Origin of the sequence: Streptomyces sp. AHU1, assembly GCF_045343905.1 — a bacterium.
In the GTDB taxonomy this organism is placed as follows: domain Bacteria; phylum Actinomycetota; class Actinomycetes; order Streptomycetales; family Streptomycetaceae; genus Streptomyces; species Streptomyces triticiradicis.
In genome coordinates this window covers 4,649,473-4,673,643 of the sequence record NZ_CP174283.1, presented here as the reverse complement: position 1 = coordinate 4,673,643, position 24,171 = coordinate 4,649,473, and the positions used below count along the sequence as shown (strand labels likewise).

Here is a 24,171-nt window from a genome sequence, read left to right as displayed (position 1 = left end):
TGAAACACCCCCAGGGTACCGGGCAGCCCAGGATCACCTCCCCATCATTAACCGCTCGGCCGCGGCTCGTCGCCCGGACGGCATCGGTGGCAGGCACCGATCACCTGTTCCTACAGTGGGCGCATGCGCACTGGTGAGTCCCTGCCCGCCGTGGGGGACGTCCTGGCCATGCTCGCCACCGGTGTGTGGCGCTGGGACAACGCCTCGGGACTCGTCACCTTCGACGCGGAGGCCGCTCGGCTGATCGGCCTGCCCGCGGAGCGGACGACCCTCTCCGCGGCGGGTGCGCGCTCCCGTGTCCACCCCGTCGACTGGAACGAGATGGACGGGGTGGTACAGCTCGCGGTGACCGAGGGCACGCTCGCCGAGGCCCGGATGCGGATCATGGACGAGCACGGCCGGGTGCTCCGCACGGTGCGCAGCCGCTCCAAGCCGCTCGTCGACTCCGGGACCGGGCGGTTCGAGCTGGTCGGCACCCTCCAGGAGGTCAGCGAGCAGCCTCCGGACGCCGCCGCGCGCACCCCTGTCACCGGGGACTGGCGCCGATCGCGGGAGGCGTTCCTGCTGGACGCGGGACGGGCACTGGCCGAGGCGCGGTCCACGGCGGAGGTCCTGCGGGTGGCGGCGGGGCTGTCGATGCCCGGCTTCTCGCCGGACGGTCTCGCCGTCTTCGGCGCGGAGGGCGACCGGCTGACGGTCATCGGCCATCACGGGCAGCAGCCGGGCGCCGAGGACCCCTTCTCGCACATGTCGCTGGTCACGGACTATCCGGCCGCCGAGGTCGTCCGTACGGGCCGTGCGGTCTACCTCTCCTCCCCCGAGGACTACAAGGACCGCTACCCGGCGTCCTGGCCGCTCGCACGGCACTTCGGGCGGCAGTCGTGGGCGTTCCTGCCGCTCACGGTCTCCGGCAGCACCATGGGCGCGTGGATGGCGGCCTTCACCTATCCCGTCACCTTCACTCCCGACGAGCGCTCGGTCCTCACCACCGTCGCCCGCATGCTCGCGCAGGCACTCTCCCGCGCCGGAGCCGCCGAGACCGCGCGGGAGCTGACCGACGGTCTGCAGCGCTCGATGATGCCGACGCTCGGCCCGCGGATGCCGGGCATGAGCGTCGCCGGGCGCTACGTCCCGACCGGCGGCGGGCTCCAGGTCGGCGGCGACTGGTACGACGTGATCCCGCTGCCGGCCGGCCGCTACGCCCTGGTCATCGGCGACGTGCAGGGCCACGACGTCCGCGCGGCGGGCCTGATGGGCCAGCTCCGGATAGCCCTGCGCGCCTACGCCTCCGAGGGCCACCGCCCCGACGCGGTGCTGTCACGGGCGGCGCGTTTCCTCTACGGGGTCACCGAGGCGGTGACCTACGGGTCAAGCGGCGGCGCCGACGAGAGCGAGGAGCCGGCGGACCCCGCAGACGTACGCTTCGCGACCTGTCTCTACGTCGAGGTCGACCCGGCGACCGGGACGCTGGACATCGCCCGCGCCGGACATCCCGACCCCGCGATCCGCATGGCGGACGGGACCGTGCTGATGCGGCCCACGGCGGGCGGGCTGCCGCTCGGCATCGACCCGGACGCCGACTACCCCACCACCCGGCTCGTCCTGGAACCGGGCGAGACCATGCTGATCTGCACCGACGGGCTCATCGAGACCGGCGGACACGACCTCGACACCGGCTGGCGCCGTATCCGCCGGACGCTCGAATCCCACGACGGCGACATGGAGACCCTCGCCGACGCGCTCGTCCAGGCGGTGCACGGGCCCTCCTCCCACCACACCACCGGTCCGCTGGCCGACCGGCGCGAGGACGACATAGCGGTGCTGCTGCTGTACCGGCTGCCCCTGGTGGACGCCCGCGACGACACGGCCCCGCCCCTGCTGCCGCCGACGCGCCGCACGATGCTGACGGTGGCGCAGGACGAGCCCGAGCGGATCGCGGACGCCCGTCAGCAGCTGCGGGAACTCCTGCACGACTGGGCCTCCGCCGACCAGCTCGACTCCGCGGTCCTGCTCGTCTCCGAGATGGTCACCAACGTCCTCGTGCACACCGACGCCGACGCCCTGCTCGTCGCCGAGGTGGCGGGCGAGCCGGGCGAGCGGCGGATGCGGGTCGAGGTCACCGACGGCAGCGACGACCTGCCGCACCGGCGCCATCCCGGGGAACTGGCGTCGTCCGGACGCGGACTGGTGCTCGTCGAGATGCTCGCGGACGCGTGGGGGGTGGACCCGCGGGGGGAGGGCAAGAGCATCTGGTTCGAGTTCTCGGAGGAACCGGACAAGGATTCCGACGAGCCCGGGACCCCGGACGGCTCACCGCAGCCGGACGCGCGGGACGCGTTCACCGAGGCGACGGACCTCGACGGACCCGCCTCCGCGGGCCCCGTGGAGGCCGCGGAGGGCAAGGGTTCCTCCGGTGGCTACACGTCCTCGGACGGCGCCGGCGCCCCCGGCCCCTCCGGCCCCGGTGGGCCCTCCGGCCTTTCCGGCGCGTAGCGCACACGGAGTTCGTGCACGACGCCGAAGACCGCCGCCGTCAGGGGGACGGCCAGCAGCATGCCGAGGACGCCCGCCACGGAGGCGCCCGCCGTGATGGCGAGCAGCACCACCGCCGGGTGCATCTGCACCTGCCGGCTCTGGATCATCGGCTGGAGTCCGTATCCCTCCAGCATCTGGATGGCGAGCACGACCCCGAGCGTCCACAGGGCGATGACGAACCCCCGGTCCGCGAGGGCGACCAGGACGGCCACCGTGCCGGAGATGAACGCTCCGAGGTACGGGATGTAGGCGCCCACGAAGACCAGCGCGCCGAGCCCGACCGCGCCCGGGACGCGCAGGACCAGGAGTCCGACGGTGATGCAGAGGGCGTCGATGAGCGCGATGATCGTCGTCCCGCGCATGAAGCCCTCGACGGCCCCGTAGGCACGCCGGGCCATGGCCTCGACGACGTCGGCGGTGCCCCGGGGCGCGAGCGACCGCAGTGATCCGGCCACCCGGTGCGAGTCGCGCAGGAAGAAGAACACGAGCAGCAGGGCGAGGAAGCCCATGGCGAGGGTCTCGGCCACGACGCTGACGCCGCTGACCACGTTGGACGCGGCCGTGCCGCCGAACTTGGCCAGCAGGTCATGGGAGTTGGCGGCGATGTCGTCGAGCGAGGTGCCCGCCGCGCCGAAGTGCTCGGCGACGGAACGGGAGGCCTCCCGGAGCGAGGACACGATCTGGGCGCCGGTGTGGATGAGGGCCGCGACGACGACGTAGACGGCACCGCCGACCACGACGGCCACCGCGACGCAGGTCAGGGCGGCGGCGAGCGAGCGGTTGAGCTTGGCCTTGACCATCCGCCGGTACAGCGGTCCGAGCAGCGCGGTCCCGAGCAGCGCGAGCAGTACCGGCACCACCGCCGTCCGGAACTCCGAGCACAGCTCGATCCCCACCCATCCCACTCCGGCGGCCAGGAGGATCACGACACACCAGGCCGCCAGCCGCCGGGCACCCTCGGGGAGTAGCTGCACCCTGCCAGCTGACCATGCGTCAGCCGGGGCGGCTCCCGGGGAAGCCCGAACGGGGGAAGCCCCATCCGGGCGGGCGGACGGGGCTTCCCGGGGCGTCGGCGCTCAGGCGGGTCCCGAAAGAGCCCGGCGAGGACCTCGTGCGCGGCCGCGGGGCGGGACCGAAGGGCTTACAGTCCGCCCTCCGACATCCCGTGCACCGCCGGGATCGTCCCCAGGCGGCCCTTCTGGAAGTCCTCGAAGGCCTGCTGGAGCTCGTCGCGGGTGTTCATCACGAACGGACCGTAGTGGGCCATCGGCTCACGGATCGGCCGGCCACCGAGCAGCACGACCTCCAGGTCGGGCGTGTTGGAGTCCTGCTTCTCGTCCGCCCGGACGGTCAGCGAGGAGCCCGCGCCGAAGACGGCGGTCTGGCCGGTGTGGACCGGACGGCGGTCCACACCCACGCCGCCGCGTCCGGCCAGCACATAGGCGAGGCCGTTGAAGTCCTCGCGCCACGGCAGGGTGATCTCGGCGCCCGGCCGCAGCGTGGCGTGGACCATGGTGATCGGGGTGTGCGTGATGCCCGGTCCCTGATGGCCGTCGAGCTCACCGGCGATGACGCGCAGGAGCGCGCCTCCGTCCGGGGTGCTGAGCAGCTGCACGGTGCCGCCCCGGATGTCCTGGTACCTCGGGGCCATCATCTTGTCCTTGGCCGGCAGGTTCACCCACAGCTGGAGCCCGTGGAAGAGGCCGCCCGACGTCACGAGGTGCTCCGGCGGCGCCTCGATGTGGAGCAGGCCGGACCCGGCCGTCATCCACTGGGTGTCGCCGTTGGTGATGGTGCCGCCGCCACCGTTGGAGTCCTGGTGGTCGAAGATCCCGTCGATGATGTAGGTCACGGTCTCGAAGCCGCGGTGCGGGTGCCAGGGGGTGCCCTTCGGCTCGCCCGGCGCGTACTCCACCTCACCCATCTGGTCCATCATGATGAACGGGTCGAGGTGGCGGTAGTTGATGCCGGCGAACGCGCGGCGGACCGGGAAACCCTCGCCCTCGAAGCCCTGGGGCGCGGTCGTCACGGCCAGCACGGGACGGGCCACGGCATCCGTCGGCACGGCCACACGGGGCAGGGCCAGCGGGTTCTCGACAGTCACTGCGGGCATGTCGGTACCTCCTTGCGCTTCGAGTTTAGTTGAGAGTTGAACTTTCTGCTACCCGTAACGAACGACGCCCGGAGGGCATTCCCTCCGGGCGTCACGAGTTCGAAAAGCATCCGGCCGAGCGGACACCGGGGCGCCGACGGCACCCGCGGCGGACCGTCAGCCGTACATACGGCGCATCGCGAAGTCCACCATCTGCTCCACGGCCTTCGCGTCGAAGACCATCCGGTGCTTGCCCTCCATGTCGATCACGAAGCCGTAGCCCGTGGGCAGCAGGTCGATCACCTCGGCACCGGTGATCACGAAGTACTTGGACTCCTTGCCCGCGTACCGGCGCAGCTCCTTGAGCGAGCTGAACATCGGGATGACGGGCTGCTGGGTGTTGTGCAGCGCCAGGAATCCGGGGTTGTCGCCGCGCGGGCAGTAGACCTTCGAGGTGGCGAAGACCTGCTGGAAGTCCTCGGCCGCCATGGCACCCGTGGTGAAGGCGCGGACCGCGTCCGGCAGGGACGGCGGGGACGGCTCGGGGTACAGGGGCGGCTGCTGGCCGTATCCACCGGGCATCTGCTGCCCGTCCGGCATCTGGCCGGGCATCTGCTGCTGCGGCGGGACGTACCCCTGCTGGGCGCCCGCGTTCTGCTCGTAGCCGTACATGCGTCAAAGAGTAGTGGGCCACATATGGCCCACCCGGGGTTGCTTCTTATTACTGACGGGTAGCATCATCTTAGCTACTTGCTGGTACGTGTACATAGGTGCGGGGAGTCAGTGCCTCGCCGATCTCTTACGGAGCCGTCGCCATGGGGCACTACAAGTCGAATCTCCGCGACATCGAGTTCAACCTCTTCGAGGTGCTCGGGCGCGACAAGCTGTACGGCACCGGCCCGTTCGCGGAGATGGACACGGACACCGCCAAGAGCATCCTGGAGGAGCTGACCCGCCTCTCGGAGAACGAGCTGGCCGAGTCCTTCACGGACGCCGACCGCAACCCGCCGGTCTTCGACCCCGAGACCAACACCGCGCCGGTCCCGGCCTCCTTCAAGAAGTCGTACAAGGCGTTCATGGACTCCGAGTACTGGCGTCTCGGCGTGCCCGAGGAGATCGGCGGCTCCACCTCGCCGCGCTCCCTGATCTGGGCCTACGCGGAGCTGATCCTCGGCGCGAACCCGGCCGTCTGGATGTACTCCTCCGGCCCCGCGTTCGCGGGCATCCTCTTCGAGGAGGGCAACGAGGTCCAGAAGCACATCGCCAAGGTCGCCGTGGAGAAGCAGTGGGGCTCCACCATGGTGCTCACCGAGCCCGACGCCGGCTCCGACGTGGGCGCCGGCCGCACCAAGGCGATCCAGCAGGAGGACGGCTCCTGGCACATCGAGGGCGTGAAGCGCTTCATCACCTCCGGTGAGCACGACATGGAGGAGAACATCCTCCACTACGTCCTCGCCCGCCCCGAGGGCCACGGCCCCGGCACCAAGGGCCTGTCCCTCTTCCTCGTCCCGAAGTACGAGTTCGACTTCCAGACCGGCGAGCTGGGCGAGCGCAACGGCGTGTACGCGACGAACGTCGAGCACAAGATGGGCCTCAAGGCCTCCAACACCTGCGAGATGACCTTCGGTGACCGCCACCCCGCCAAGGGCTGGCTGATCGGCGACAAGCACGACGGCATCCGCCAGATGTTCCGCATCATCGAGTTCGCCCGCATGATGGTCGGCACGAAGGCCATCTCCACGCTGTCGACGGGCTACCTGAACGCGCTGGAGTACGCCAAGGAGCGCGTCCAGGGCACCGACCTGGCGAACTTCATGGACAAGACCGCGCCCAAGGTCACCATCACGCACCACCCGGACGTGCGCCGCTCGCTCATGACGCAGAAGGCGTACGCCGAGGGCATGCGCGCCCTGGTCCTGCACACCGCCGCGGTCCAGGACGAGATCCAGATCAAGGAGGCCGCAGGCGAGGACACCTCCGCCGCCGAGGCCCTGAACGACCTCCTCCTGCCGATCGTGAAGGGCTACGGCTCCGAGAAGGGCTACGAGCTGCTCGCCCAGTCGCTCCAGATCTTCGGCGGCTCCGGCTTCCTGCAGGAGTACCCGATCGAGCAGTACATCCGCGACGCCAAGATCGACACGCTGTACGAGGGCACCACCGCGATCCAGGGCCAGGACTTCTTCTTCCGGAAGATCGTCCGCAACCAGGGCGCGGCGCTGAACTCCCTGGCCGAGGACATCAAGAAGTTCCTGGCCATCGGCACGGGCGGCGAGGAGCTGTCCGCCGCCCGCGAGCAGCTCGCCAAGGCCGCCGTCGAGCTGGAGGCCATCGTCGGCCTGATGCTGACCGACCTCGCCGCCACCGAGCAGGACGTCAAGAACATCTACAAGGTGGGCCTCAACACCACCCGCCTGCTGATGGCCTCCGGTGACGTGGTCGTCGGCTACCTGCTGCTGCGCGGTGCCGCCGTCGCCGCGGAGAAGCTGGAGACCGCCTCCGCCAAGGACAAGGCGTTCTACACCGGCAAGATCGCGGCCGCGAAGTTCTTCGCCGCCAACGTGCTGCCGGGCGTCACCGGCGCCCGCAAGCTCGCCGAGGGCGTCGACCTGGACCTGATGGAGCTGGACGAGGCCGCCTTCTAAGGTCCCGCCGGCCCCTCCCGGGCCACCCGGGCACCGTACCCGGCACCTGTCCCTCCGTTCAGGTGTCCCGAGGTGTCCGCCCTTCACATCCCCCTTACGAGGGCCCGTTCCCAACGCCGGGAGCGGGCCCTCGTGCGTCGTTAAGGTGAACCCATGAGTGCACCCACCCGCTTCGACCGCGGCCACACCGACGACCTCATGTCCTTCCTCGCCGCGAGCCCGACGCCGTACCACGCCGTGGCGACCGCCGCCGAGCGGCTGGAGAAGGCCGGGTTCCGTCAGGTCGCCGAGACCGACGCGTGGGAAGGGACCAGCGGCGGGAAGTACGTGCTGCGCGGAGGGGCGATCATCGCCTGGTACGTGCCGAAGGGCGCCGAGGCGCACACACCGTTCCGGATCATCGGCGCGCACACCGACTCCCCGAACCTGCGGGTCAAGCCGCTGCCGGACACCGGGGCGCACGGCTGGCGGCAGGTGGCCGTGGAGATCTACGGCGGGCCGCTGCTGAACTCCTGGCTCGACCGCGACCTGGGCCTGGCCGGGCGCCTGTCGCTGCGGGACGGCTCGACCCGCCTGGTCAACGTGGACCGGCCGCTGCTGCGCGTGCCGCAGCTCGCCATCCACCTCGACCGTTCCGTCAACGACGGGCTCAAGCTCGACAAGCAGCGCCACCTCCAGCCCGTCTGGGGACTCGGCGACGCCCGCGAGGGCGACCTGATCTCCTTCCTGGAGCAGGAGTCCGGGCTGCCCGCGGGCCAGGTCACCGGCTGGGACCTGATGACCCACTCCGTCGAGCGTCCCGCCTACCTGGGCCGCGACGGCGAACTGCTCGCGGGACCGCGCATGGACAACCTGCTGTCCGTGCACGCGGCCACGGCCGCGCTGGCGGCGGTCGCGGCGGCCGACTCCGGACTCTCGTACATCCCGGTCCTCGCCGCCTTCGACCACGAGGAGAACGGCTCGCAGAGCGACACCGGCGCCGACGGACCGCTGCTCGGCAGTGTGCTGGAACGTTCAGTCTTCGCCCGCGGCGGCTCCTACGAGGACCGGGCGCGCGCCTTCGCCGGCACCGTCTGCCTCTCCTGCGACACCGGTCACGCCGTGCACCCCAACTACGCCGAGCGCCACGACCCGACGCACCACCCGCGCGTCAACGGCGGACCCATCCTCAAGGTGAACGTCAACAACCGCTACGCCACCGACGGTTCGGGCCGGTCCGTGTTCGCCGCCGCCTGCGAGAAGGCGGGCGTGCCCTTCCAGTCCTTCGTCTCCAACAACTCCATGCCCTGCGGCACCACCATCGGCCCCATCACCGCGGCACGGCACGGCATCAGGACGGTCGACATCGGCGTGGCCATCCTGTCCATGCACAGCGCCCGCGAACTCTGCGGCGCCGACGACCCGTTCCTGCTGACGAACGCGCTGGTGGCGTTCCTGGAGGGACAGCCCTCCGCCGCGTGACGTGAACAGCCCTCCGCCGCAGGGCGGAACGCGCGCCGTCTTCCGGGGAAGGCGGCGCGCGGCGGTGCGAGGGATCGCCTCCGCATGGCTCGTGAGGTCCCGGGTACCCGGAACGCGTCCGGAACTACTCGGAGTTGCTATTCAAGGAGACGACACCCATGGGCCTGGGCGGATGCATCATCCTGATCGGCGCGGGGGCGATCCTCACGTTCGCGACCGACTGGCACATGCAGGGGGTCAACCTTCACCTGGTCGGTGTGATCCTCATGATCGTCGGACTGATCGGCGTGACCACCTTCAGCAGCATCGCGCGGCGCAGGCGCGTCGTCGTCCCGCCGGCGGCGACCGTCGTGGACGACGAGCGCCACCGCCGGGACGGCTACTCCGACGGCTACGGCGTGTGAGCCGGATCAGGCGTCCGTGAGCCGGTCCAGGGCGTGACCCGTCGTCGCGTCCACGTGGGCGGGGATCTCGTCGTGGCGGTCGCCGACGGTGAGGGTTCCGGTGGGCTCGAAGAGGAGGATCGCCGCGCCGTCGGGGGCGGACGGCTTGTGCTCCGTTCCGCGCGGGACGGTGAGGACGGAACCCCTCGGAAGGACGACGGTCCGCTCGCCGGCCGGTTCGCGGAGCGCGATGGTCAGCTCGCCCTCCAGGACCAGGAAGAACTCGTCCGTGTGGTCGTGCACGTGCCAGACGTGTTCGCCCTCGACCTTCGCGACGCGCACGTCGTAGTCGTTGACGGCGGTCACGATGCGGGGGCTCCACAGCTCGTCGAAGGCGGCGAGGGCGGCGGAGAGGGAGACGGGTTCGCCGCGGCGGGCGGGTGCGCTGGTCATGCGTTCATCGTCCGCGGCTCCCGGCACCCCCGCGAGTACCGGAGACCGCGTGTGTCGCAAGGATCCCCGCACCGTCCCCCGGCCCCGGAGCCCGTCGGAGCGCGAGCCGGCACGGCCTCCGTCGCACCGGCCCCACCGCGTCGCCGTGATCGTCGTGATCGTCGACGAGGGGACCGACCCCTTCGAAGCCGGCGTCGCCACGGAGCTGTCCACCGGGACGGCCCGATCCCCTCTACGAGCCGGCCCCGTGCACCCCACGCCCGGTGTCCGCGTGCACCACGGGTTCTTCGCGCCGAGCGGGGTCCCCGGCCTCGACGCGGTGGACGACCGCGGCGGGCCCGGGACCGCCGCGAACCCGCGGGAGCGGGTGCGGCGGGTCACCGGGCTCAGCCCGTCGGCCTACCGGCGGCGTTTGGGAGCGCTCACCGGGGAACCGGTGACGGCATGAGATACCTCGTACGCGACCGGCTGCTCGGTCTCGGTGACGACTACTGGATCGAGGACGACCACGGCGACAAGGCCTTCCTCGTCGACGGCAAGGCCATGCGGCTGCGGGACACCTTCCAGCTGAAGGACACCGGCGGACGCGTCCTGATCGACATCCACCAGAAGATGTTCGCGCTGCGCGACACGATGATCATCGAGCGGGACGGCGATCCGCTCGCGACCATCAAGCGCAAGCGCTGGTCCCTGCTCCGCAACCACTATCGCGTGTCGCTGGTCGACGGCACCGAACTCGACGTCAGCGGCAAGATCCTCGACCGCGAGTTCGCCGTCGACTACGACGGCGAACTCCTCGCCCAGATCTCCCGGCGCTGGCTCCACCTCCGCGACACCTACGGCGTGGACGTCGTCCGGGAGGACGCCGATCCGGCGCTGCTGATCGCGGTCGCGGTGTGCGTGATCCATCTGGCGGAGAAGGAACGGGGGATCGACTGAGCCGATCAGCGGGCGGGGGTGTCCAGGCCCAGCAGGCGGTCCTTCAGGGCCGGGAACTGTTCCCGGGTCGCCGCGACCTTCGCCGGGTCGAAGTCCACCGTGAGGACCTCCTCGCCCGGGCCCGCCTCGGCAAGGACCTCTCCCCACGGGTCGACCACGATCGAGTGACCGGCCTGGGGAACCCCCGCGTGCGTACCGGCCGTTCCGCAGGCGAGGACGTACGCCTGGTTCTCGACGGCGCGCGCCCGGGCGAGCAGGGTCCAGTGGGAGCGGCGGCGCTCGGGCCAGCCAGCCGGAAGGACGAAGGTCTGCGCCCCCGCGTCGACGAGTCCGCGGAACAGCTCGGGGAAGCGCAGGTCGTAGCAGGTGGCGAGGCCGACGACGGTCTCCGGCAGCTCCACCGTCACCAGGTCCGTGCCCGCGCCCATCAGCACGGCCTCGCCCTGGTCGAAGCCGAAGCGGTGGATCTTGCGGTAGGAGGCGACGAGCTCGCCGGCGGGGGAGTAGACGAGGGAGGTGTTGTAGAGCGCGCCCTCGGCCGCGGAGCCGGTCCCGCCCGCGGCGCGCTCGGGGATCGAGCCCGCGTGCAGCCACACGCCCGCGTCGCTCGCCGCCTTGCTCATCGCCTCGTGGGTCGGCCCGTCCAGCGGCTCGGCCTGCGCTCCGAAGCCCTCGTAGGCGAAAGCGCCGGTGGTCCACAGCTCGGGGAGCACGACGAGATCGACTCCGGCTTGATCACGTACCAGGTCGGCCACGCGCCGTCTGCGGGACGCGACCGATTCGTCGTCGTTTACGTCGATCTGGAGGAGCGAGGCGCGCACACTACCACCGTCCTGGCATTCGAGCCGTCGATACGGGCCTACGATCGTCACACGAAAGCACTGCCGGGGTGCCTCACAGCAGCGTAACTTAGCGTCCCAAGACACCCGCTGCCTGTGAAATGCCCGCGTCCAACCGCCCGAGGGGTCCCGTTCCGTGAGTCTGCATCCGAGTCTTCAGTCCTACGCCGACGCCTGGGCCCACTCGATCGAAGCGATATCCGAGCTGGTGCAGCCGCTTGTGGAGGGCGAGTGGAACCGGCGGACCCCGTGCCCCGGCTGGTCGGTCCGTGACATCGTCTCGCACGTCATCGGGCTGGACTGCGAGATGCTCGGCGACCCCCGGCCGATCCACACCCTTCCCCGCGACCTCTACCACGTCACGAACGAACACCAGCGGTACATGGAGATGCAGGTCGACGTGCGCCGCCACCACACGGCGCCGGAGATGACCTCCGAGCTGGAGTACACGGTCATCCGCCGCAACCGGCAGCTGCGGAACGAGTCGCGGCAGCCCGACGCCAAGGTGCGCGGCCCGCTCGGCACCGAGATCACCCTCGAACAGGCGATGCGCAACCGCGCCTTCGACGTGTGGGTGCACGAGCAGGACCTGCGGTGGGCGCTGGGCCGGCCGGGGAACCTCGACTCCCCCGGTTCGGGGATCGTGCGGGACCAGCTCCTGGCCGCGCTGCCGAAGGTCGTCGCCAAGAACGCGGGGGCGCCGGCGAACTCCGCGGTCGTCTTCGACGTGCACGGCCCCGTCGAGTTCCTGCGCACCGTCCGGGTCGACGCCGACGGGCGCGGAACCATAGACGGTGCGCCGTCCCTCGGTCCCGCGGTGAGCCTCGGCCTCGACTGGGAGACCTTCGTCCGGCTCGCCTGCGGCCGCGTCCACCCCGACGCCGTGTCCGACCGCGTCAAGGCCGAGGGCGACCCCGAACTGGCCGCGGCGATCCTGCGCGGTCTCGCCGTCACGCCGTAACGGACCGGACGGTCGCGCCCGCTGCTCCGTGGGCGGCCCCGGGTCCTCCGGCACCCGGGGAACCGGCGCCGCCGGGCGGGGGGAACCGGCCCCGGGCCGGACGGCGGGGGACGGCGTGGTCCGGCGGTCACGCCGGTACGTGCACCGTCTCCACCCGGCTGGCCACGAGCCGCTCCCGCTCCCGGCGGGCCGCCTGCCCCCGCAGCCGGAAGATCTGGCCGAGCCCGAGCGCCTGGAGCACGAACACGGCGGCGAAGGCGATCCGGTAGTCGTCGCCGGTGGCGTCGAGCAGGACACCGATGGCCAGCAGCGTCGTCATCGAGGCGATGAAACCGCCCATGTTGGTGATCCCGGACGCGGTTCCCTGACGCTCCGGCGGGTTCGCCGGCCGCGCGAAGTCGAAGCCGAGCATCGAGGCCGGTCCGCAGAACCCGAGCACCACGCACAGCACGACCAGCAGCCACATCGGCGCGTGCTCGCCGGGGTACACCAGCACCCCCGCCCACACGACGGCCGTCGCCGCGACCGTGCCCAGCGCCAGCGGCAGCCGCGCGGTGTGGTGCCGGGCGACGATCTGCCCGTACACCAGCCCGGCGCCCATGTTGGACAGGACCACGAGCGTGAGCAGCTCACCGGCCGTGGCCCGGGTGAGGCCCTGCGCCTGGACGAGGAACGGCATCCCCCACAGCAGCAGGAACACCATCGCCGGGAACTGCGTGGTGAAGTGCACCCACAGACCGAGCCGGGTACCGGGTTCCCGCCAGGCCGCGGCGATCTGGCGCCGGACGTAGGCGGCGCCCCGGTGCGGGAACGGCTCCGGTTGGTGGCCCTCGGGGTGGTCCTCCAGGAACAGCAGCATGAGCACGAGGACGAGCACACCGGCGGCGGCGCTGCCGGCGAACGCGGCCGTCCAGCCCACCCCGTGCAGCAGCCGGGCGATCACGAGCGTCGACACGAGGTTGCCGGCCATGCCGGCCAGGCCCGCGAGCTGGGCGACGAGCGGTCCGCGCCGGGCGGGGAACCAGCGGGTGCCGAGCCGCAGCACGCTGATGAACGTCATCGCGTCACCGCAGCCCAGCAGGGCGCGCGAGGCGAGCGCCGTGCCGTAGGACGGGGAGAACGCGAAGCCCAGCTGCCCCGCCGTGAACAGCAGGACGCCGATGGTCAGCACCTTCTTGGTGCCGAGCCGGTCGACCAGCAGCCCGACCGGTATCTGCATGCCCGCGTACACGAGGAGCTGGAGGATGGAGAAGGTGGACAAGGCGGAGGCGCCCACGTGGAAGCGCTCCGCCGCGTCGAGCCCGGCCACCCCCAGGGACGTGCGGAAGATGACCGCGACGAAGTAGACCGAGACGCCGATGCCCCAGACGGCGACCGCGCGCCGGCCTCCGGGCGGGTCTCCGGGCAGAGTGGCCGGGGAGCTCATCGGACCTCGCCCCGGGCCAGGTTCGAGAACCAGCTCACATGTCCGTGGATGAGGGCGACGACCGCGTCGGCGTCGCCGGAGCGCAGCGCCCGGAGGATCTGTTCGTGCTCGACGAGCGTCTTGGTGATCCGGTCGGGGTGGGCGTGCATCACGGCGACCCCCATCCGCAACTGCCGGTCGCGGAGCTGGTCGTAGAGCCGGGACAGGATCTCGTTGCCGCCGCTGCGGACGATCTCGGCGTGGAAGCAGCGGTCGGTGACGGCCGCTCCGGCCAGGTCGCCCGCGGCGGCCTGCTCCTTCTGCCGGTCGAGCAGCTCCTCCAGCCGGGCCAGGAGCTGCGGCGACGCCGGTACGGCCTTGCGCGCGGCGTGCTCCTCCACGAGCTGGCGGGTCTCGACCACGTCCGCGATCTCCTGGGCGGAGACCGGCAGGACGAGCGCGCCCTTCTTCGGGTAGAGCTTGATCAGGCCCTCGGCCTCCAGGCGGAGCAGCGCCTCACGGACCGGGGTGCGCGAGACGCCCACCGCGTCGGCGAGTTCGCCCTCGGTGAGCAGGGCCCCGCCCTCGTAACGGCGCTCCAGGACCCCCTCTTTGACGTGTGCGTAGACACGGTCGGCTGCCGGCGGCTGCTTGACGGGAGGGCGCATCGGCGCGGGCGGTGCTGAAGGCATGCGCACATCATAGATACAACACGTACGCATGCCCGGCGGCATTTCGGCATGTGGACCTCAACAGCCCCCGCATGTAACCCAGGTCACGTGAATTTCACGCGTTTGCCGTACATCCCTTTGCGCGCTCCGAGAGTCTGAACGTGGGACGGCACCGTCATGTGCCGTTCTGCCAGGGGCATTTCGCGCATACGGAGCGTTCATTTTGATTACCGGCATTAAGGGCACGCGTTTCCGCAGGGCCGCCGCTGTGACCCTCACCACCGGCGCCGTGCTGGCAGCCGGAGCCTTCGGCGCCGCGCCGGCGGGCGCCGTGGCCACACCCACGATCTCCGCCAAGGGCGGATACACCATGAACAACGGAACCGGTGCGACCCTCTACAAGAAGGCCGCGGACACCAAGCTGTCCACCGGTTCCACCACGAAGATCATGACGGCCAAGGTCGTGCTGTCCCAGCCGAACCTGAACCTGGACGCCAAGGTCACGGTCTCGAGCGCGTACAGCAACTACATCGTCGACAGCGGCTACGTCTCCTCGGCCCACCTGATCGTCGGTGACAAGGTCACCGTCAAACAGCTCCTCTACGGTCTGATGCTGCCGTCCGGCTGTGACGCCGCCTACGCGCTCGCCGACAAGTTCGGCTCGGGCTCGACCCGCGCCGCCCGCGTGAAGTCGTTCATCGGCAAGATGAACACCACCGCGCGGAGCCTCGGCATGACGAACACCCACTTCGACTCGTTCGACGGCGTCGGCCACGGTGCCAACTACTCGACGCCTCGTGACCTGACGAAGCTCGCCAGCAGCGCCATGAAGAACTCGACGTTCAAGTCGGTCGTCAAGACCGTGACCACCAAGCAGAAGGTGACGACTTCGAGTGGCGGCTACCGCTACTACACGTGGGAGAACACCAACAAGCCGCTGCTGACCGGCTACTCCGGCACGATCGGCGTCAAGACCGGTTCGGGCCCCGAGGCGAAGTACTGCCTCGTCTTCGCCGCCACCCGCAACGGCAAGACGATCATCGGCACGGTGCTCGCCTCCAGCTCGGCCACGGTCCGTACGGACGACGCCAAGAAGCTGCTGAACTACAGCTTCGCCCGCTAAAGCCCGCGGACACAGCACCACAGACAGAAAGAGGGGCCCGCCGGGCGATGCGCGGCGGGCCCCTCCGGTGTTCCGGACGGCCGGCGGGGGTCAGGCCCGCGCGGCCGGTCGGCTCACGCCCAGGTGATCAGGCGCTTGGGCTGTTCCAGGACGGCCGCGGTGTCGGCCAGGACCTTGGAGCCGAGCTCGCCGTCGACCAGACGGTGGTCGAAGGACAGCGCCAGCGTGGTGACCTGACGGGGCTTCACCTTGCCCTTGTGGACCCACGGCTGGAGCTTGATCGCGCCGACCGCGAGGATCGCGGACTCGCCGGGGTTGAGGATCGGCGTGCCCGTGTCGACGCCGAAGACGCCGACGTTGGTGATCGTCACCGTGCCACCCTGCATCGCGGCCGGCGAGGTCTTGCCCTCGCGGGCCGTGGCCACCAGTTCGCCCAGCGACTCGGCCAACTGCGGCAGGGTCTTGGAGTGGGCGTCCTTGATGTTCGGCACGATCAGGCCGCGGGGGGTGGCGGCGGCGATACCCAGGTTCACGTAGTGCTTCTGGACGATCTCCTGGTTGGCCTCGTCCCAGGACGCGTTGACGTCCGGGTTGCGCTTGATCGCGACGAGCAGGGCCTTGGCGACCAGCAGCAGCGGGTTGACCCGCAGCCCCTGCATGTCCTTGTCCTGCTTGAGCTCCTCGACCAGGCGCATGGTGCGCGTCACGTCGACCGTCACGAACTCGGTGACGTGCGGCGCGGTGAACGCCGAGCCCACCATCGCGTTGGCCGTCGCCTTGCGGACACCCTTGACCGGGATCCGGGTCTCGCGCGCGCCGTCGTACGACGCGACCGGGGCCGGAGCCTGGGGCTGGACGCGGGCCGGGGCCTGCGGAGCCGGAACCGCGGCCGGGACCGCGACCGGAGCGGGCGCCTGTGCCGGGGCGGCCGCGGCGTGCACGTCCTCGCGCGTGATGATGCCGTCCGGGCCGGACGGGGTGACCGTCGCCAGGTCGACCCCGAGGTCCTTGGCGAGCTTGCGGACCGGGGGCTTGGCCAGGGGCCGCTGCTGCGGGGCGGACCCATGGCCGTTGAGCTCGCCCTGGATCGCGGTGGCCGCGTACATCGTCCCGCCCTGCTGGGCCGGGGTCTCGGCGCCCTTGCGGGGGCGCCGCTTGGTGGAAGACTCTGCCACGCCGTACCCGACGAGGACCGGCTTGCGGCCCTCGGGCTTGGCCTCCTCGGCGGGAGCCGCCGGAGCGGCGGGGGCCACCGGAGCGGCGGGAGCCTGCTCGACGGCCGGGGCCGCCTGCGCGGGCGCCGTACCGCCGGAGACGTCCACCGTGATGATCACCTGGCCGACGTCCACCGTCGTGCCCTCGGGGAAGCGGAGCTCGCTCACCACACCGTCGTACGGGATCGGCAGTTCGACCGCGGCCTTGGCGGTCTCGACCTCGCACACGACCTGGCCGTCGGTGACCGTGTCACCGACCTGGACGTACCACTTGAGGATCTCCGCCTCGGTGAGCCCCTCGCCCACGTCGGGCATCTTGAACTCGCGGAGTCCCGACGCGTTCTCAGTCATCGTCGTCACGACTCTCTCCTAGTACGCCAGCGAGCGGTCGACGGCGTCGAGCACCCGGTCCAGGCCCGGAAGGTACTCCTCCTCCAAGCGGGCCGGCGGGTACGGGGCGTGATAGCCGCCGACCCGCAGGACGGGCGCCTCCAGGTGGTAGAAGCACCGCTCGGTGATGCGGGCCGCGATCTCCGCGCCCGTCCCGAGGAACACCGGCGCCTCGTGCACCACGACCAGGCGGCGGGTCTTCTCGACCGAGGCCTGGATCGAGTCGAAGTCGATCGGCGACATCGAGCGCAGGTCCAGGACCTCGATGGACTTGCCCTCCTCCTGGGCGGCCGCGGCGGCCTCCAGGCAGACCTTCACCATCGGGCCGTAGGCGGCCAGGGTGAGGTCACCGCCTTCGCGCGCCACCCGCGCCTTGTGCAGCGGACCGGGGATGGCGTCCTTGTCGACCTCGCCCTTGTCCCAGTAGCGCCGCTTGGGCTCGAAGAAGATCACCGGGTCGTCGCTCTGGATGGCCTGCTGCATCATCCAGTAGGCGTCGCCGGCGTTCGAGGGAGAGACCACCTTCAGGCCCGCCACGTGCGCGAACAGCGCCTCGGGGGACTCCGAGTGGTGCTCGACCGCGCCGATGCCGCCGCCGTAGGGGATGCGGATGACGACGGGCAGCTTGATCTTGCCGAGCGCCCGCGCGTGCATCTTCGCGAGCTGGGTGACGATCTGGTCGTACGCCGGGAAGACGAACCCGTCGAACTGGATCTCCACGACCGGACGGTAACCGCGCAGGGCCAGGCCGATCGCGGTACCGACGATGCCCGACTCGGCGAGCGGGGTGTCGATGACCCGCTCCTCGCCGAAGTCCTTCTGGAGCCCGTCGGTGACCCGGAAGACACCACCGAGCTTGCCGACGTCCTCGCCCATGACGAGGACCTTGGGGTCGGCCTCCAGGGCCGTGCGCAGCGATTCGTTGATCGCCTTGGCCAGCGCCATCTTCTCGATCGTCATGGCTACTTGCCCTCCCCCGCGTCCGCGAACGACGCCTGGTAGGCGGCGAACTGGGCGCGCTCCTCGTCGACGAGCGCGTGCCCGTCCGCGTACACGTTCTCGAAGATGGCGAAGTGGTCCGGGTCGGGCATGGCCCGCACCACGTCACGCACTCGCTTGCCCAACGTCTCGCTCTCGGCCTCGAGTTCGGCGAAGAACGACTCGTCCGCGTGGTTCGCGGACTCCAGGTGGGCGCGCAGACGCAGGATCGGGTCCTTCGCCTCCCAGGCCTCGCGCTCGTCGTCGCCCCGGTAGCGGGTGGGGTCGTCGGAGGTGGTGTGCGCACCCATGCGGTAGGTGAAGGCCTCGATCAGGGTGGGGCCCTCGCCGTTGCGGGCCCGCTCCAGCGCCCACTTGGTGACCGCCAGGCAGGCGAGGACGTCGTTGCCGTCGACGCGGATGCCGGGGAAGCCGAAGCCCTGCGCGCGCTGGTAGAGCGGCACGCGCATCTGGCGCTCGGTCGGCTCGGAGATCGCCCACTGGTTGTTCTGGCAGAAGAACACGACGGGCGCGTTGTAGACCGCGCCGAAGTTGAAGGCCTCCATGACGTCGCCCTGGCTGGAGGCGCCGTCACCGAAGTACGCGATCACGGCCGAGTCCGCGCCGTCCTTGGTGACGCCCATGGCGTAGCCGGTGGCGTGCAGCGCCTGCGAGCCGATGACGATCGTGTACAGGTGGAAGTTGTTGCCGTTGGGGTCCCAGCCGCCGTTGTTCACACCCCGGAACATGCCGAGCAGGTTGGTCGGGTCGACCCCGCGGCACCAGGCGACGCCGTGCTCGCGGTAGGTCGGGAAGACGTAGTCGTCGTCGCGGGTGGCGCGGCCGGAGCCGATCTGGGCGGCCTCCTGGCCGAGCATCGAGGCCCACAGGCCCAGCTCGCCCTGGCGCTGCAGGGAGGTGGCCTCCGCGTCGAAGCGGCGGCTCAGGACCATGTCCCGGTACAGGCCGCGCAGCTCGTCGGGGGTGATGTCGGCGACGTACGGGTCGTACGTGGCGTCCTTGACCCGCTTGCCTTCCGGGGTCAGCAGCTGAACGAGCTGCGGCTCACCGCCCGTCGCCCCGGGCGACTTCCCGGCGGCCGCGCCGGCGCGCCTGCTCGCGGCGCTCTTGGTCCCGGTCGTACTGGCGCTCGCGGCGCTCTTCGTACCGGCGCTGCGTCGCGGCTTGCGCGCGGCAGTGCTCTCCACGGTCACGTGTGCTCCTCCGTCGGTCCGGCCCCCGGGGTTGCCGGAAGGCTGGGATCCCCCTCGCTCGCGGTTCGAGCTCGGGAGAGCGGCTCGCCTGTTCCGGCACCCGTGCACGGGGTGGGTGCCACTCGGCCGGGAACAGGCGTGACAGGTGCCCCGGCGAGCGCCCTGCAACTGCCACGTTACCCAGTGCTTCACAATTCTGTGAAACCCCTTCTGACCTGCGATTTTGATAGGAAATCCAAGTACTTGGAAAGGTGAATTTCCTACTGGGTCGAACAGGTCGGAACACTCGCTGGTCACAGCACTGGTCACAGCCTTGCAGGGGGCCGGAACACCGGCACGTTATCCCGGCCACCCCGAACTCGGGAAGAGTTCACCTGGGGCAATGCCCATGATCGTGTGTGACACTGACAAGGTGCGCGAAATCGGGAAAATCACTGTATTCCTCCTCGATGACCACGAAGTCGTCCGCCGCGGTGTCCACGAGCTGCTCTCGGTCGAGGACGACATCGAAGTGGTGGGAGAGGCGGGTACGGCGGCCGACGCACTGGTGCGGATCCCGGCCACCCGTCCGGACGTGGCCGTCCTGGACGTGCGCCTCCCGGACGGCAGCGGGGTGGAGGTCTGCCGCGAGATCCGCTCCGCGGACGAGAACGTCAAATGCCTGATGCTGACCTCGTACGCCGACGACGAGGCCCTGTTCGACGCGATCATGGCGGGTGCCTCGGGCTACGTCCTCAAGGCCATCCGCGGCAATGAGCTGCTCGCGGCCGTACGGGACGTCGCGGCCGGGAAGTCCCTGCTCGACCCGGTGGCCACCGCGCGCGTCCTGGAACGGCTGCGGGACGGCGGCACCCCCAAGGACGACGACCGGCTCGCCCGCCTCACCGACCAGGAACGCAGGATCCTCGACCTGATCGGCGAAGGGCTCACCAACCGCCAGATCGGGGAGCGGCTGCACCTCGCCGAGAAAACGATCAAGAATTATGTGTCGGGCCTGCTGTCCAAACTGGGAATGCAGCGCCGGTCGCAGGCGGCGGCCTATGTGGCGCGCAAACAGGCGGAACAGCAGCACCACTGAATGATCCGGAAGGACAGCATCGACCGGATCGACCGAATCATCCGGACGACCCGATCATTCGGGACGACCGAATGATTTCAGGACCGGAGGACGACAGGACGATCCGGTACGGCCGGATGTCCCGGTAACGACGCACGCGCGCGTGAAGCCCCTCCCGGGGGCTCCCCGCGCGCGTGGTGACGTGCGCTCTCACGGGTCCGCGCGGACCCGTCCGGACCGGGTCAGCCCAGGTCCCCCGCGGCGGGGGACTCGGTGCCGCCGTCGCCCGGGTCCTCGGTCGTCGGCTCCGTCGTCGGCGTGGTCGGCTCGCTCGTCGGGGTCGTCGCGCTCGGCGTCGGCTTCGTCGGCTCGCTGGTCGGCTGGTACGTCGGCTGCTGGGTGTCGACGTTGCGGGTCGGCTCGTACGACGGGGGGTAGTCCGTGTCGTCGCCGGTGTCGGTCGAACCGTCCGAGGTGTCGTCGCCCGTGGACTCGTCCGTGGACTCGTCGCTGGGCTGCTCGGTGGAGTCGTTGCTCTTGCTGGAGTGCGTGACGGTCGGCGTCGGCGAGGTGCCGGTCTTTCCATGGCCGCCGTTGCCGGTGTTGTTGATCGCGAACGCGACACCCGCGGCGATGGCGATCAGCGCGAAGACCGCGAGGAGCAGCATCTTGCCGCGGCCGCTGCCCCGGTTGCCGTGGCCCTCGAAACCGCCGTCGTCGCCGTTGCCGTAGGACGGGATGAGCGGGGCCGGGATCTGCGTGGTGCCGTAGTCACCGGGGTGCGGCAGCGAGGCCGTGCCGGCGAAACCGGCCGCCTGGCCGTGCGAGGCCTCGGGCATGGCGACCGGGCCGGTGTTCCAGGTGCCGGTGTGGCTGCCCTGGTCGTACAGCATCTGCAGCGCGTACTGGACGAGTCCGCGCATCTCCTCGGCGGTCTGGAACCGGTCGTCCGGGTCCTTCGCGAGGGCGCGCATGACGAGCCCGTCGAGCTCCGGCGGCACCTCGCGGTCGACCTCCGAGGGAGGCACCGGGATGTCCTGGACGTGCTGGTAGACCACCGACAGCGGCGTCTCCCCGGTGAACGGGGGCCGCAGCGCGAGGAGTTCGTAGAGCAGACAGCCGGTCGCGTACAGGTCGGAGCGGTGGTCGACGGCCTTGCCGAGCGCCTGCTCCGGGGAGAGGTACTGCGGGGTGCCCATGACCATGCCGGTCTGGGTCATCGTGGCCTGGCCGCCGTGCAGGGCGCGCGCGATGCCGAAGTCCATCACCTTGACCGCGCCGGTCTCCGTGATGATCACGTTCGCCGGCTTGATGTCGCGGTGCACGATGCCGTGCTGGTGCGAGTAGGCCAGCGCCTCCAGGACGCCGGAGACGATGATCAGCGCCTGCTCGGGCCCGGGGGCCTCGGCGTTGATCAGCAGGTCGCGGATCGTGTGACCCTCGACGATCTCCATGACGATGTAAGGGACGACCCCGTGCCCGACGACGTCCTCGCCGGAGTCGTACACGGCGACGATCGCATGGTGGTTCAGGCCGGCCACCGACTGCGCCTCACGCGTGAAGCGGGCCTTGGAGGTCGGGTCCTCGGCGAGGTCGGCGCGCAGCAGCTTGACCGCGACGGTGCGGCCCAGCCGTACGTCCTCGGCCGCGAACACCTCGGCCATTCCGCCTCGGCCGAGCCTGTGTGTCAGCCGATATCGGCCGTCGCCGACCAGCCCGCCGTTACCCCACATCTCGGGCGCATCTGACATACCGCCGCCAGTCGCCTCGGGGTCGGACGGGCCCTGAGCGCGCTGCTGCTGTGCCATCAGTCCTCGCCGTCGTTTCTGCCCGCGGTCCGCGCGGTGGTTGTTACGGTCTCCGTCGGGCCACGCTACAGGCTCCACGCGTGACGCCGGTCCGGGATGAGCGTGAGTGGACCGGCCATCCAACCCGTCCGGGGGCCGTGGGTGCAATTTCCGTGTACCGGCCGTACGTCACCTGTAACGCTTCCGCGACGCTTCTTTCTCAGACGGTCACGGAACGGGCATCGAGCTTGACGTGTCCGTGCCCTGGGGCAGACTTGGCCGGGAATAAGCCAATCGATCACTGATGCCGCGGGGGACGCAGAAGATGAGCCAGGACGGCGCACAGGGCCGGTACGCGGGGCGCGCGGTCGCCGGCGGCCGCTACCAGCTGCGCGATCTCCTCGGCGAGGGCGGCATGGCCTCGGTGCACCTCGCCTACGACTCGGTGCTCGACCGCCAGGTCGCCATCAAGACACTGCACACCGAGCTCGGCCGCGAGCAGGCCTTCCGCGAGCGCTTCCGCCGCGAGGCCCAGTCGGTGGCCAAACTCACGCACACGAACATCGTCTCGGTCTTCGACACCGGCGAGGACGAGCTCGACGGCATGACGACGCCGTACATCGTCATGGAGTACATCGAGGGCAAGCCGCTCGGCTCGGTCCTCGACGCGGACATCCAGCAGTACGGCGCCATGCCCGCCGACAAGGCCCTGAAGATCACCGCGGACGTGCTGGCGGCCCTGGAGATCAGCCACGAGATGGGCCTGGTCCACCGGGACATCAAGCCGGGCAACGTGATGATGACCAAGCGCAACGTCGTCAAGGTCATGGACTTCGGCATCGCCCGCGCCATGCAGTCCGGCGTCACCTCCATGACCCAGACCGGCATGGTCGTCGGCACCCCGCAGTACCTCTCCCCGGAACAGGCCCTCGGCCGGGGCGTCGACGCCCGGTCCGACCTGTACTCGGTCGGCATCATGCTGTTCCAGCTGGTCACGGGTCGGCTGCCGTTCGAGGCGGACTCCCCGCTGGCCATCGCCTACGCGCACGTCCAGGAGGAGCCGGTCGCGGCCTCCTCGGTCAACCGCTCGCTGCCCCCGGCCGTGGACGCGCTGATCGCCCGGGCGCTGAAGAAGAACCCGAACGAACGCTTCCCGAGCGCCGAGACCATGCGGGACGAGTGCCTCCGGGTCGCCCAGTCGTTCCAGGCCGTGGCGCCGAACATCGTGCCGGGCGCCCCGACGCCGAGCGGTTCCGGCGTCGGCTCCGCCGTGTTCCCGCCGGTCGACCAGGGCACCCCGGCCCCCGGCCCCGTGCAGACGCCGTACCAGCCGGGCCCGTACGGCACGCCGACGCCCGCCCCGGCGTACGGCTACCCGCAGCAGGGCGGCTACCAGGCCCCGCCGCAGACCGCCGCGTACGCCGGGCAGCACGGCCCCTCCACGCCTCCCCCCTACAACCTGTCCCCCCAGCCCGCCACCGGCGGCCCGGGCGGCGCCAAGAGCAACAAGCCGGTCGTGATCGGCTCGGTCCTGGTCGCACTCATCGCGGTCGGCGGCCTGATCACGGCGATCGTCATAAACGGCGGCAGCGGCGACGACAACAAGGGCGGCGGCCACAGCACCGCCAGTTCGTCGTCCAGCGCGGTCGCGGGGCACAAGGGCCCGGACACGTCGAAGACGATCGACACCGAGAAGTGCACGGACCCGTCGGAGTCGTACAACGACCCGAAGAAGATCGAGGTCCCGGACTTCCACTTCAAGAACCTCAGCTCGGTGAAGTCCTGCTTCCAGGCCGCCGGTTGGCAGATGAAGGTCACGCCCGTGGACGAGAACACCTACGGCGAGGACACGATCATGGACCAGTTCCCCTCGGCGGGAACGGACGTCGACCCCAAGAAGATGCCCGAGATCGAGCTCAAGGTGTCCACGGGCGACCCCTCCTAGCCTCCCGGGGCACTCCCCGGACGGCCGGGGTGTGCCCTACATGCTCCGGCAACGGACACGGGAACGGGCCCGGCACCTGGGT

Annotated in this window: 21 protein-coding genes; 10 read left to right on the top strand and 11 right to left on the bottom strand. The window is 70.6% G+C overall.

Annotation, left to right across the window (positions count from 1 at the left end):
* The first annotated feature begins 123 nt into the window (after positions 1-123).
* Entirely contained in the window at positions 124-2,493 is a 2,370-nt protein-coding gene (locus tag ACICHK_RS20890; protein WP_406838090.1) for a SpoIIE family protein phosphatase, read from the top strand.
* Here the strand turns inward: ACICHK_RS20890 and ACICHK_RS20885 are convergent.
* The 3 genes from ACICHK_RS20885 to ACICHK_RS20875 all read right to left on the bottom strand — a co-directional run bounded on the left by ACICHK_RS20885 (position 2,418) and on the right by ACICHK_RS20875 (position 5,299).
* The gene (locus ACICHK_RS20885; RefSeq protein ID WP_406838089.1) at positions 2,418-3,509 is read right to left on the bottom strand and encodes an AI-2E family transporter; all 1,092 of its coding nucleotides are present in this window, start codon (positions 3,507-3,509) and stop codon (positions 2,418-2,420) included. The two genes, ACICHK_RS20890 and ACICHK_RS20885, sit on opposite strands and share 76 nt — an antisense overlap.
* 167 nt (positions 3,510-3,676) lie before the next feature.
* Complete coding sequence (locus tag ACICHK_RS20880; protein ID WP_406838088.1) at positions 3,677-4,648, bottom strand: pirin family protein; 972 nt, start codon at positions 4,646-4,648, stop codon at positions 3,677-3,679.
* Between the two features lie 156 nt (positions 4,649-4,804).
* A complete protein-coding gene (locus ACICHK_RS20875) occupies positions 4,805-5,299 on the bottom strand; it encodes an SseB family protein (RefSeq protein ID WP_103552626.1) in 495 nt (164 codons plus the stop codon).
* Between the two features lie 143 nt (positions 5,300-5,442).
* Here ACICHK_RS20875 and ACICHK_RS20870 point away from each other — a divergent pair, with 143 nt between their 5' ends.
* From ACICHK_RS20870 to ACICHK_RS20860, 3 genes are all read left to right on the top strand, one after another.
* Positions 5,443-7,269, top strand: coding sequence for an acyl-CoA dehydrogenase (locus ACICHK_RS20870; RefSeq protein WP_151470033.1), 1,827 nt, complete (start codon positions 5,443-5,445; stop codon positions 7,267-7,269).
* Between the two features lie 153 nt (positions 7,270-7,422).
* The gene (locus ACICHK_RS20865; RefSeq protein ID WP_406838087.1) at positions 7,423-8,730 is read left to right on the top strand and encodes a M18 family aminopeptidase; all 1,308 of its coding nucleotides are present in this window, start codon (positions 7,423-7,425) and stop codon (positions 8,728-8,730) included.
* A 158-nt stretch (positions 8,731-8,888) separates the two neighbouring features.
* Positions 8,889-9,134 (top strand): DUF6458 family protein, encoded by a 246-nt coding sequence (locus ACICHK_RS20860; protein ID WP_151470030.1) that lies wholly within the window; start codon positions 8,889-8,891, stop codon positions 9,132-9,134.
* 6 nt (positions 9,135-9,140) lie between these two features.
* Here the strand turns inward: ACICHK_RS20860 and ACICHK_RS20855 are convergent, their stop codons facing one another.
* Complete coding sequence (locus tag ACICHK_RS20855) at positions 9,141-9,566, bottom strand: cupin domain-containing protein (RefSeq protein WP_406838086.1); 426 nt, start codon at positions 9,564-9,566, stop codon at positions 9,141-9,143.
* 145 nt (positions 9,567-9,711) lie between these two features.
* On the opposite strand from ACICHK_RS20855, the gene ACICHK_RS20850 reads away from it, so the two are divergent.
* Both ACICHK_RS20850 and ACICHK_RS20845 read left to right on the top strand, forming a co-directional pair.
* On the top strand, positions 9,712-10,014 hold the full coding sequence (locus ACICHK_RS20850; RefSeq protein ID WP_406838085.1) for a hypothetical protein: 303 nt from the start codon (positions 9,712-9,714) through the stop codon (positions 10,012-10,014).
* Complete coding sequence (locus ACICHK_RS20845) at positions 10,011-10,505, top strand: LURP-one-related/scramblase family protein (RefSeq protein ID WP_151470028.1); 495 nt, start codon at positions 10,011-10,013, stop codon at positions 10,503-10,505. Before ACICHK_RS20850 ends, ACICHK_RS20845 begins: the two co-directional genes overlap by 4 nt.
* A gap of 5 nt (positions 10,506-10,510) precedes the next feature.
* Here ACICHK_RS20845 and ACICHK_RS20840 read toward each other — a convergent pair whose 3' ends face one another.
* Positions 10,511-11,326: a carbon-nitrogen family hydrolase gene (locus tag ACICHK_RS20840; RefSeq protein ID WP_406838084.1), complete on the bottom strand. Its 816-nt coding sequence runs from the start codon at positions 11,324-11,326 to the stop codon at positions 10,511-10,513.
* A 154-nt stretch (positions 11,327-11,480) separates the two neighbouring features.
* On the opposite strand from ACICHK_RS20840, the gene ACICHK_RS20835 reads away from it, so the two are divergent.
* The gene (locus ACICHK_RS20835; protein ID WP_151470026.1) at positions 11,481-12,305 is read left to right on the top strand and encodes a maleylpyruvate isomerase family mycothiol-dependent enzyme; all 825 of its coding nucleotides are present in this window, start codon (positions 11,481-11,483) and stop codon (positions 12,303-12,305) included.
* 127 nt (positions 12,306-12,432) lie between these two features.
* Here ACICHK_RS20835 and ACICHK_RS20830 read toward each other — a convergent pair whose 3' ends face one another.
* Positions 12,433-13,731 carry a nitrate/nitrite transporter gene (locus ACICHK_RS20830; protein WP_406838083.1) on the bottom strand — a complete coding sequence of 433 codons (1,299 nt, stop codon included), beginning with the start codon at positions 13,729-13,731 and terminating at the stop codon, positions 12,433-12,435.
* The gene (locus tag ACICHK_RS20825) at positions 13,728-14,402 is read right to left on the bottom strand and encodes a GntR family transcriptional regulator (protein WP_406838082.1); all 675 of its coding nucleotides are present in this window, start codon (positions 14,400-14,402) and stop codon (positions 13,728-13,730) included. The genes ACICHK_RS20830 and ACICHK_RS20825 overlap by 4 nt, the downstream gene beginning before the upstream one ends.
* A 202-nt stretch (positions 14,403-14,604) precedes the next feature.
* Here ACICHK_RS20825 and ACICHK_RS20820 point away from each other — a divergent pair, with 202 nt between their 5' ends.
* The gene (locus ACICHK_RS20820; protein WP_103552614.1) at positions 14,605-15,504 is read left to right on the top strand and encodes a D-alanyl-D-alanine carboxypeptidase family protein; all 900 of its coding nucleotides are present in this window, start codon (positions 14,605-14,607) and stop codon (positions 15,502-15,504) included.
* Between the two features lie 113 nt (positions 15,505-15,617).
* On the opposite strand, the gene ACICHK_RS20815 is transcribed toward ACICHK_RS20820, so the two are convergent.
* From ACICHK_RS20815 to pdhA, 3 genes are read right to left on the bottom strand one after another with little or no spacing between them, the layout of a single operon-like run.
* On the bottom strand, positions 15,618-17,078 hold the full coding sequence (locus ACICHK_RS20815) for a dihydrolipoamide acetyltransferase family protein (protein WP_406838081.1): 1,461 nt from the start codon (positions 17,076-17,078) through the stop codon (positions 15,618-15,620).
* A gap of 9 nt (positions 17,079-17,087) precedes the next feature.
* Positions 17,088-18,068, bottom strand: a complete 981-nt coding sequence (locus ACICHK_RS20810; protein WP_406838080.1) for an alpha-ketoacid dehydrogenase subunit beta — start codon at positions 18,066-18,068, stop codon at positions 17,088-17,090.
* A gap of 2 nt (positions 18,069-18,070) precedes the next feature.
* Positions 18,071-19,300 carry a pyruvate dehydrogenase (acetyl-transferring) E1 component subunit alpha gene (pdhA, locus tag ACICHK_RS20805; protein ID WP_406838079.1) on the bottom strand — a complete coding sequence of 410 codons (1,230 nt, stop codon included), beginning with the start codon at positions 19,298-19,300 and terminating at the stop codon, positions 18,071-18,073.
* A 412-nt stretch (positions 19,301-19,712) separates the two neighbouring features.
* Here pdhA and ACICHK_RS20800 point away from each other — a divergent pair, with 412 nt between their 5' ends.
* The gene (locus ACICHK_RS20800; protein ID WP_151470020.1) at positions 19,713-20,378 is read left to right on the top strand and encodes a response regulator transcription factor; all 666 of its coding nucleotides are present in this window, start codon (positions 19,713-19,715) and stop codon (positions 20,376-20,378) included.
* Between the two features lie 221 nt (positions 20,379-20,599).
* Here the strand turns inward: ACICHK_RS20800 and ACICHK_RS20795 are convergent, their stop codons facing one another.
* Positions 20,600-22,165: a protein kinase domain-containing protein gene (locus ACICHK_RS20795; RefSeq protein ID WP_406838078.1), complete on the bottom strand. Its 1,566-nt coding sequence runs from the start codon at positions 22,163-22,165 to the stop codon at positions 20,600-20,602.
* Between the two features lie 304 nt (positions 22,166-22,469).
* Between ACICHK_RS20795 and ACICHK_RS20790 the strand changes: the two genes are divergently transcribed.
* Positions 22,470-24,089, top strand: a complete 1,620-nt coding sequence (locus tag ACICHK_RS20790; RefSeq protein WP_406838077.1) for a protein kinase domain-containing protein — start codon at positions 22,470-22,472, stop codon at positions 24,087-24,089.
* The last annotated feature ends 82 nt before the right edge of the window (positions 24,090-24,171 follow it).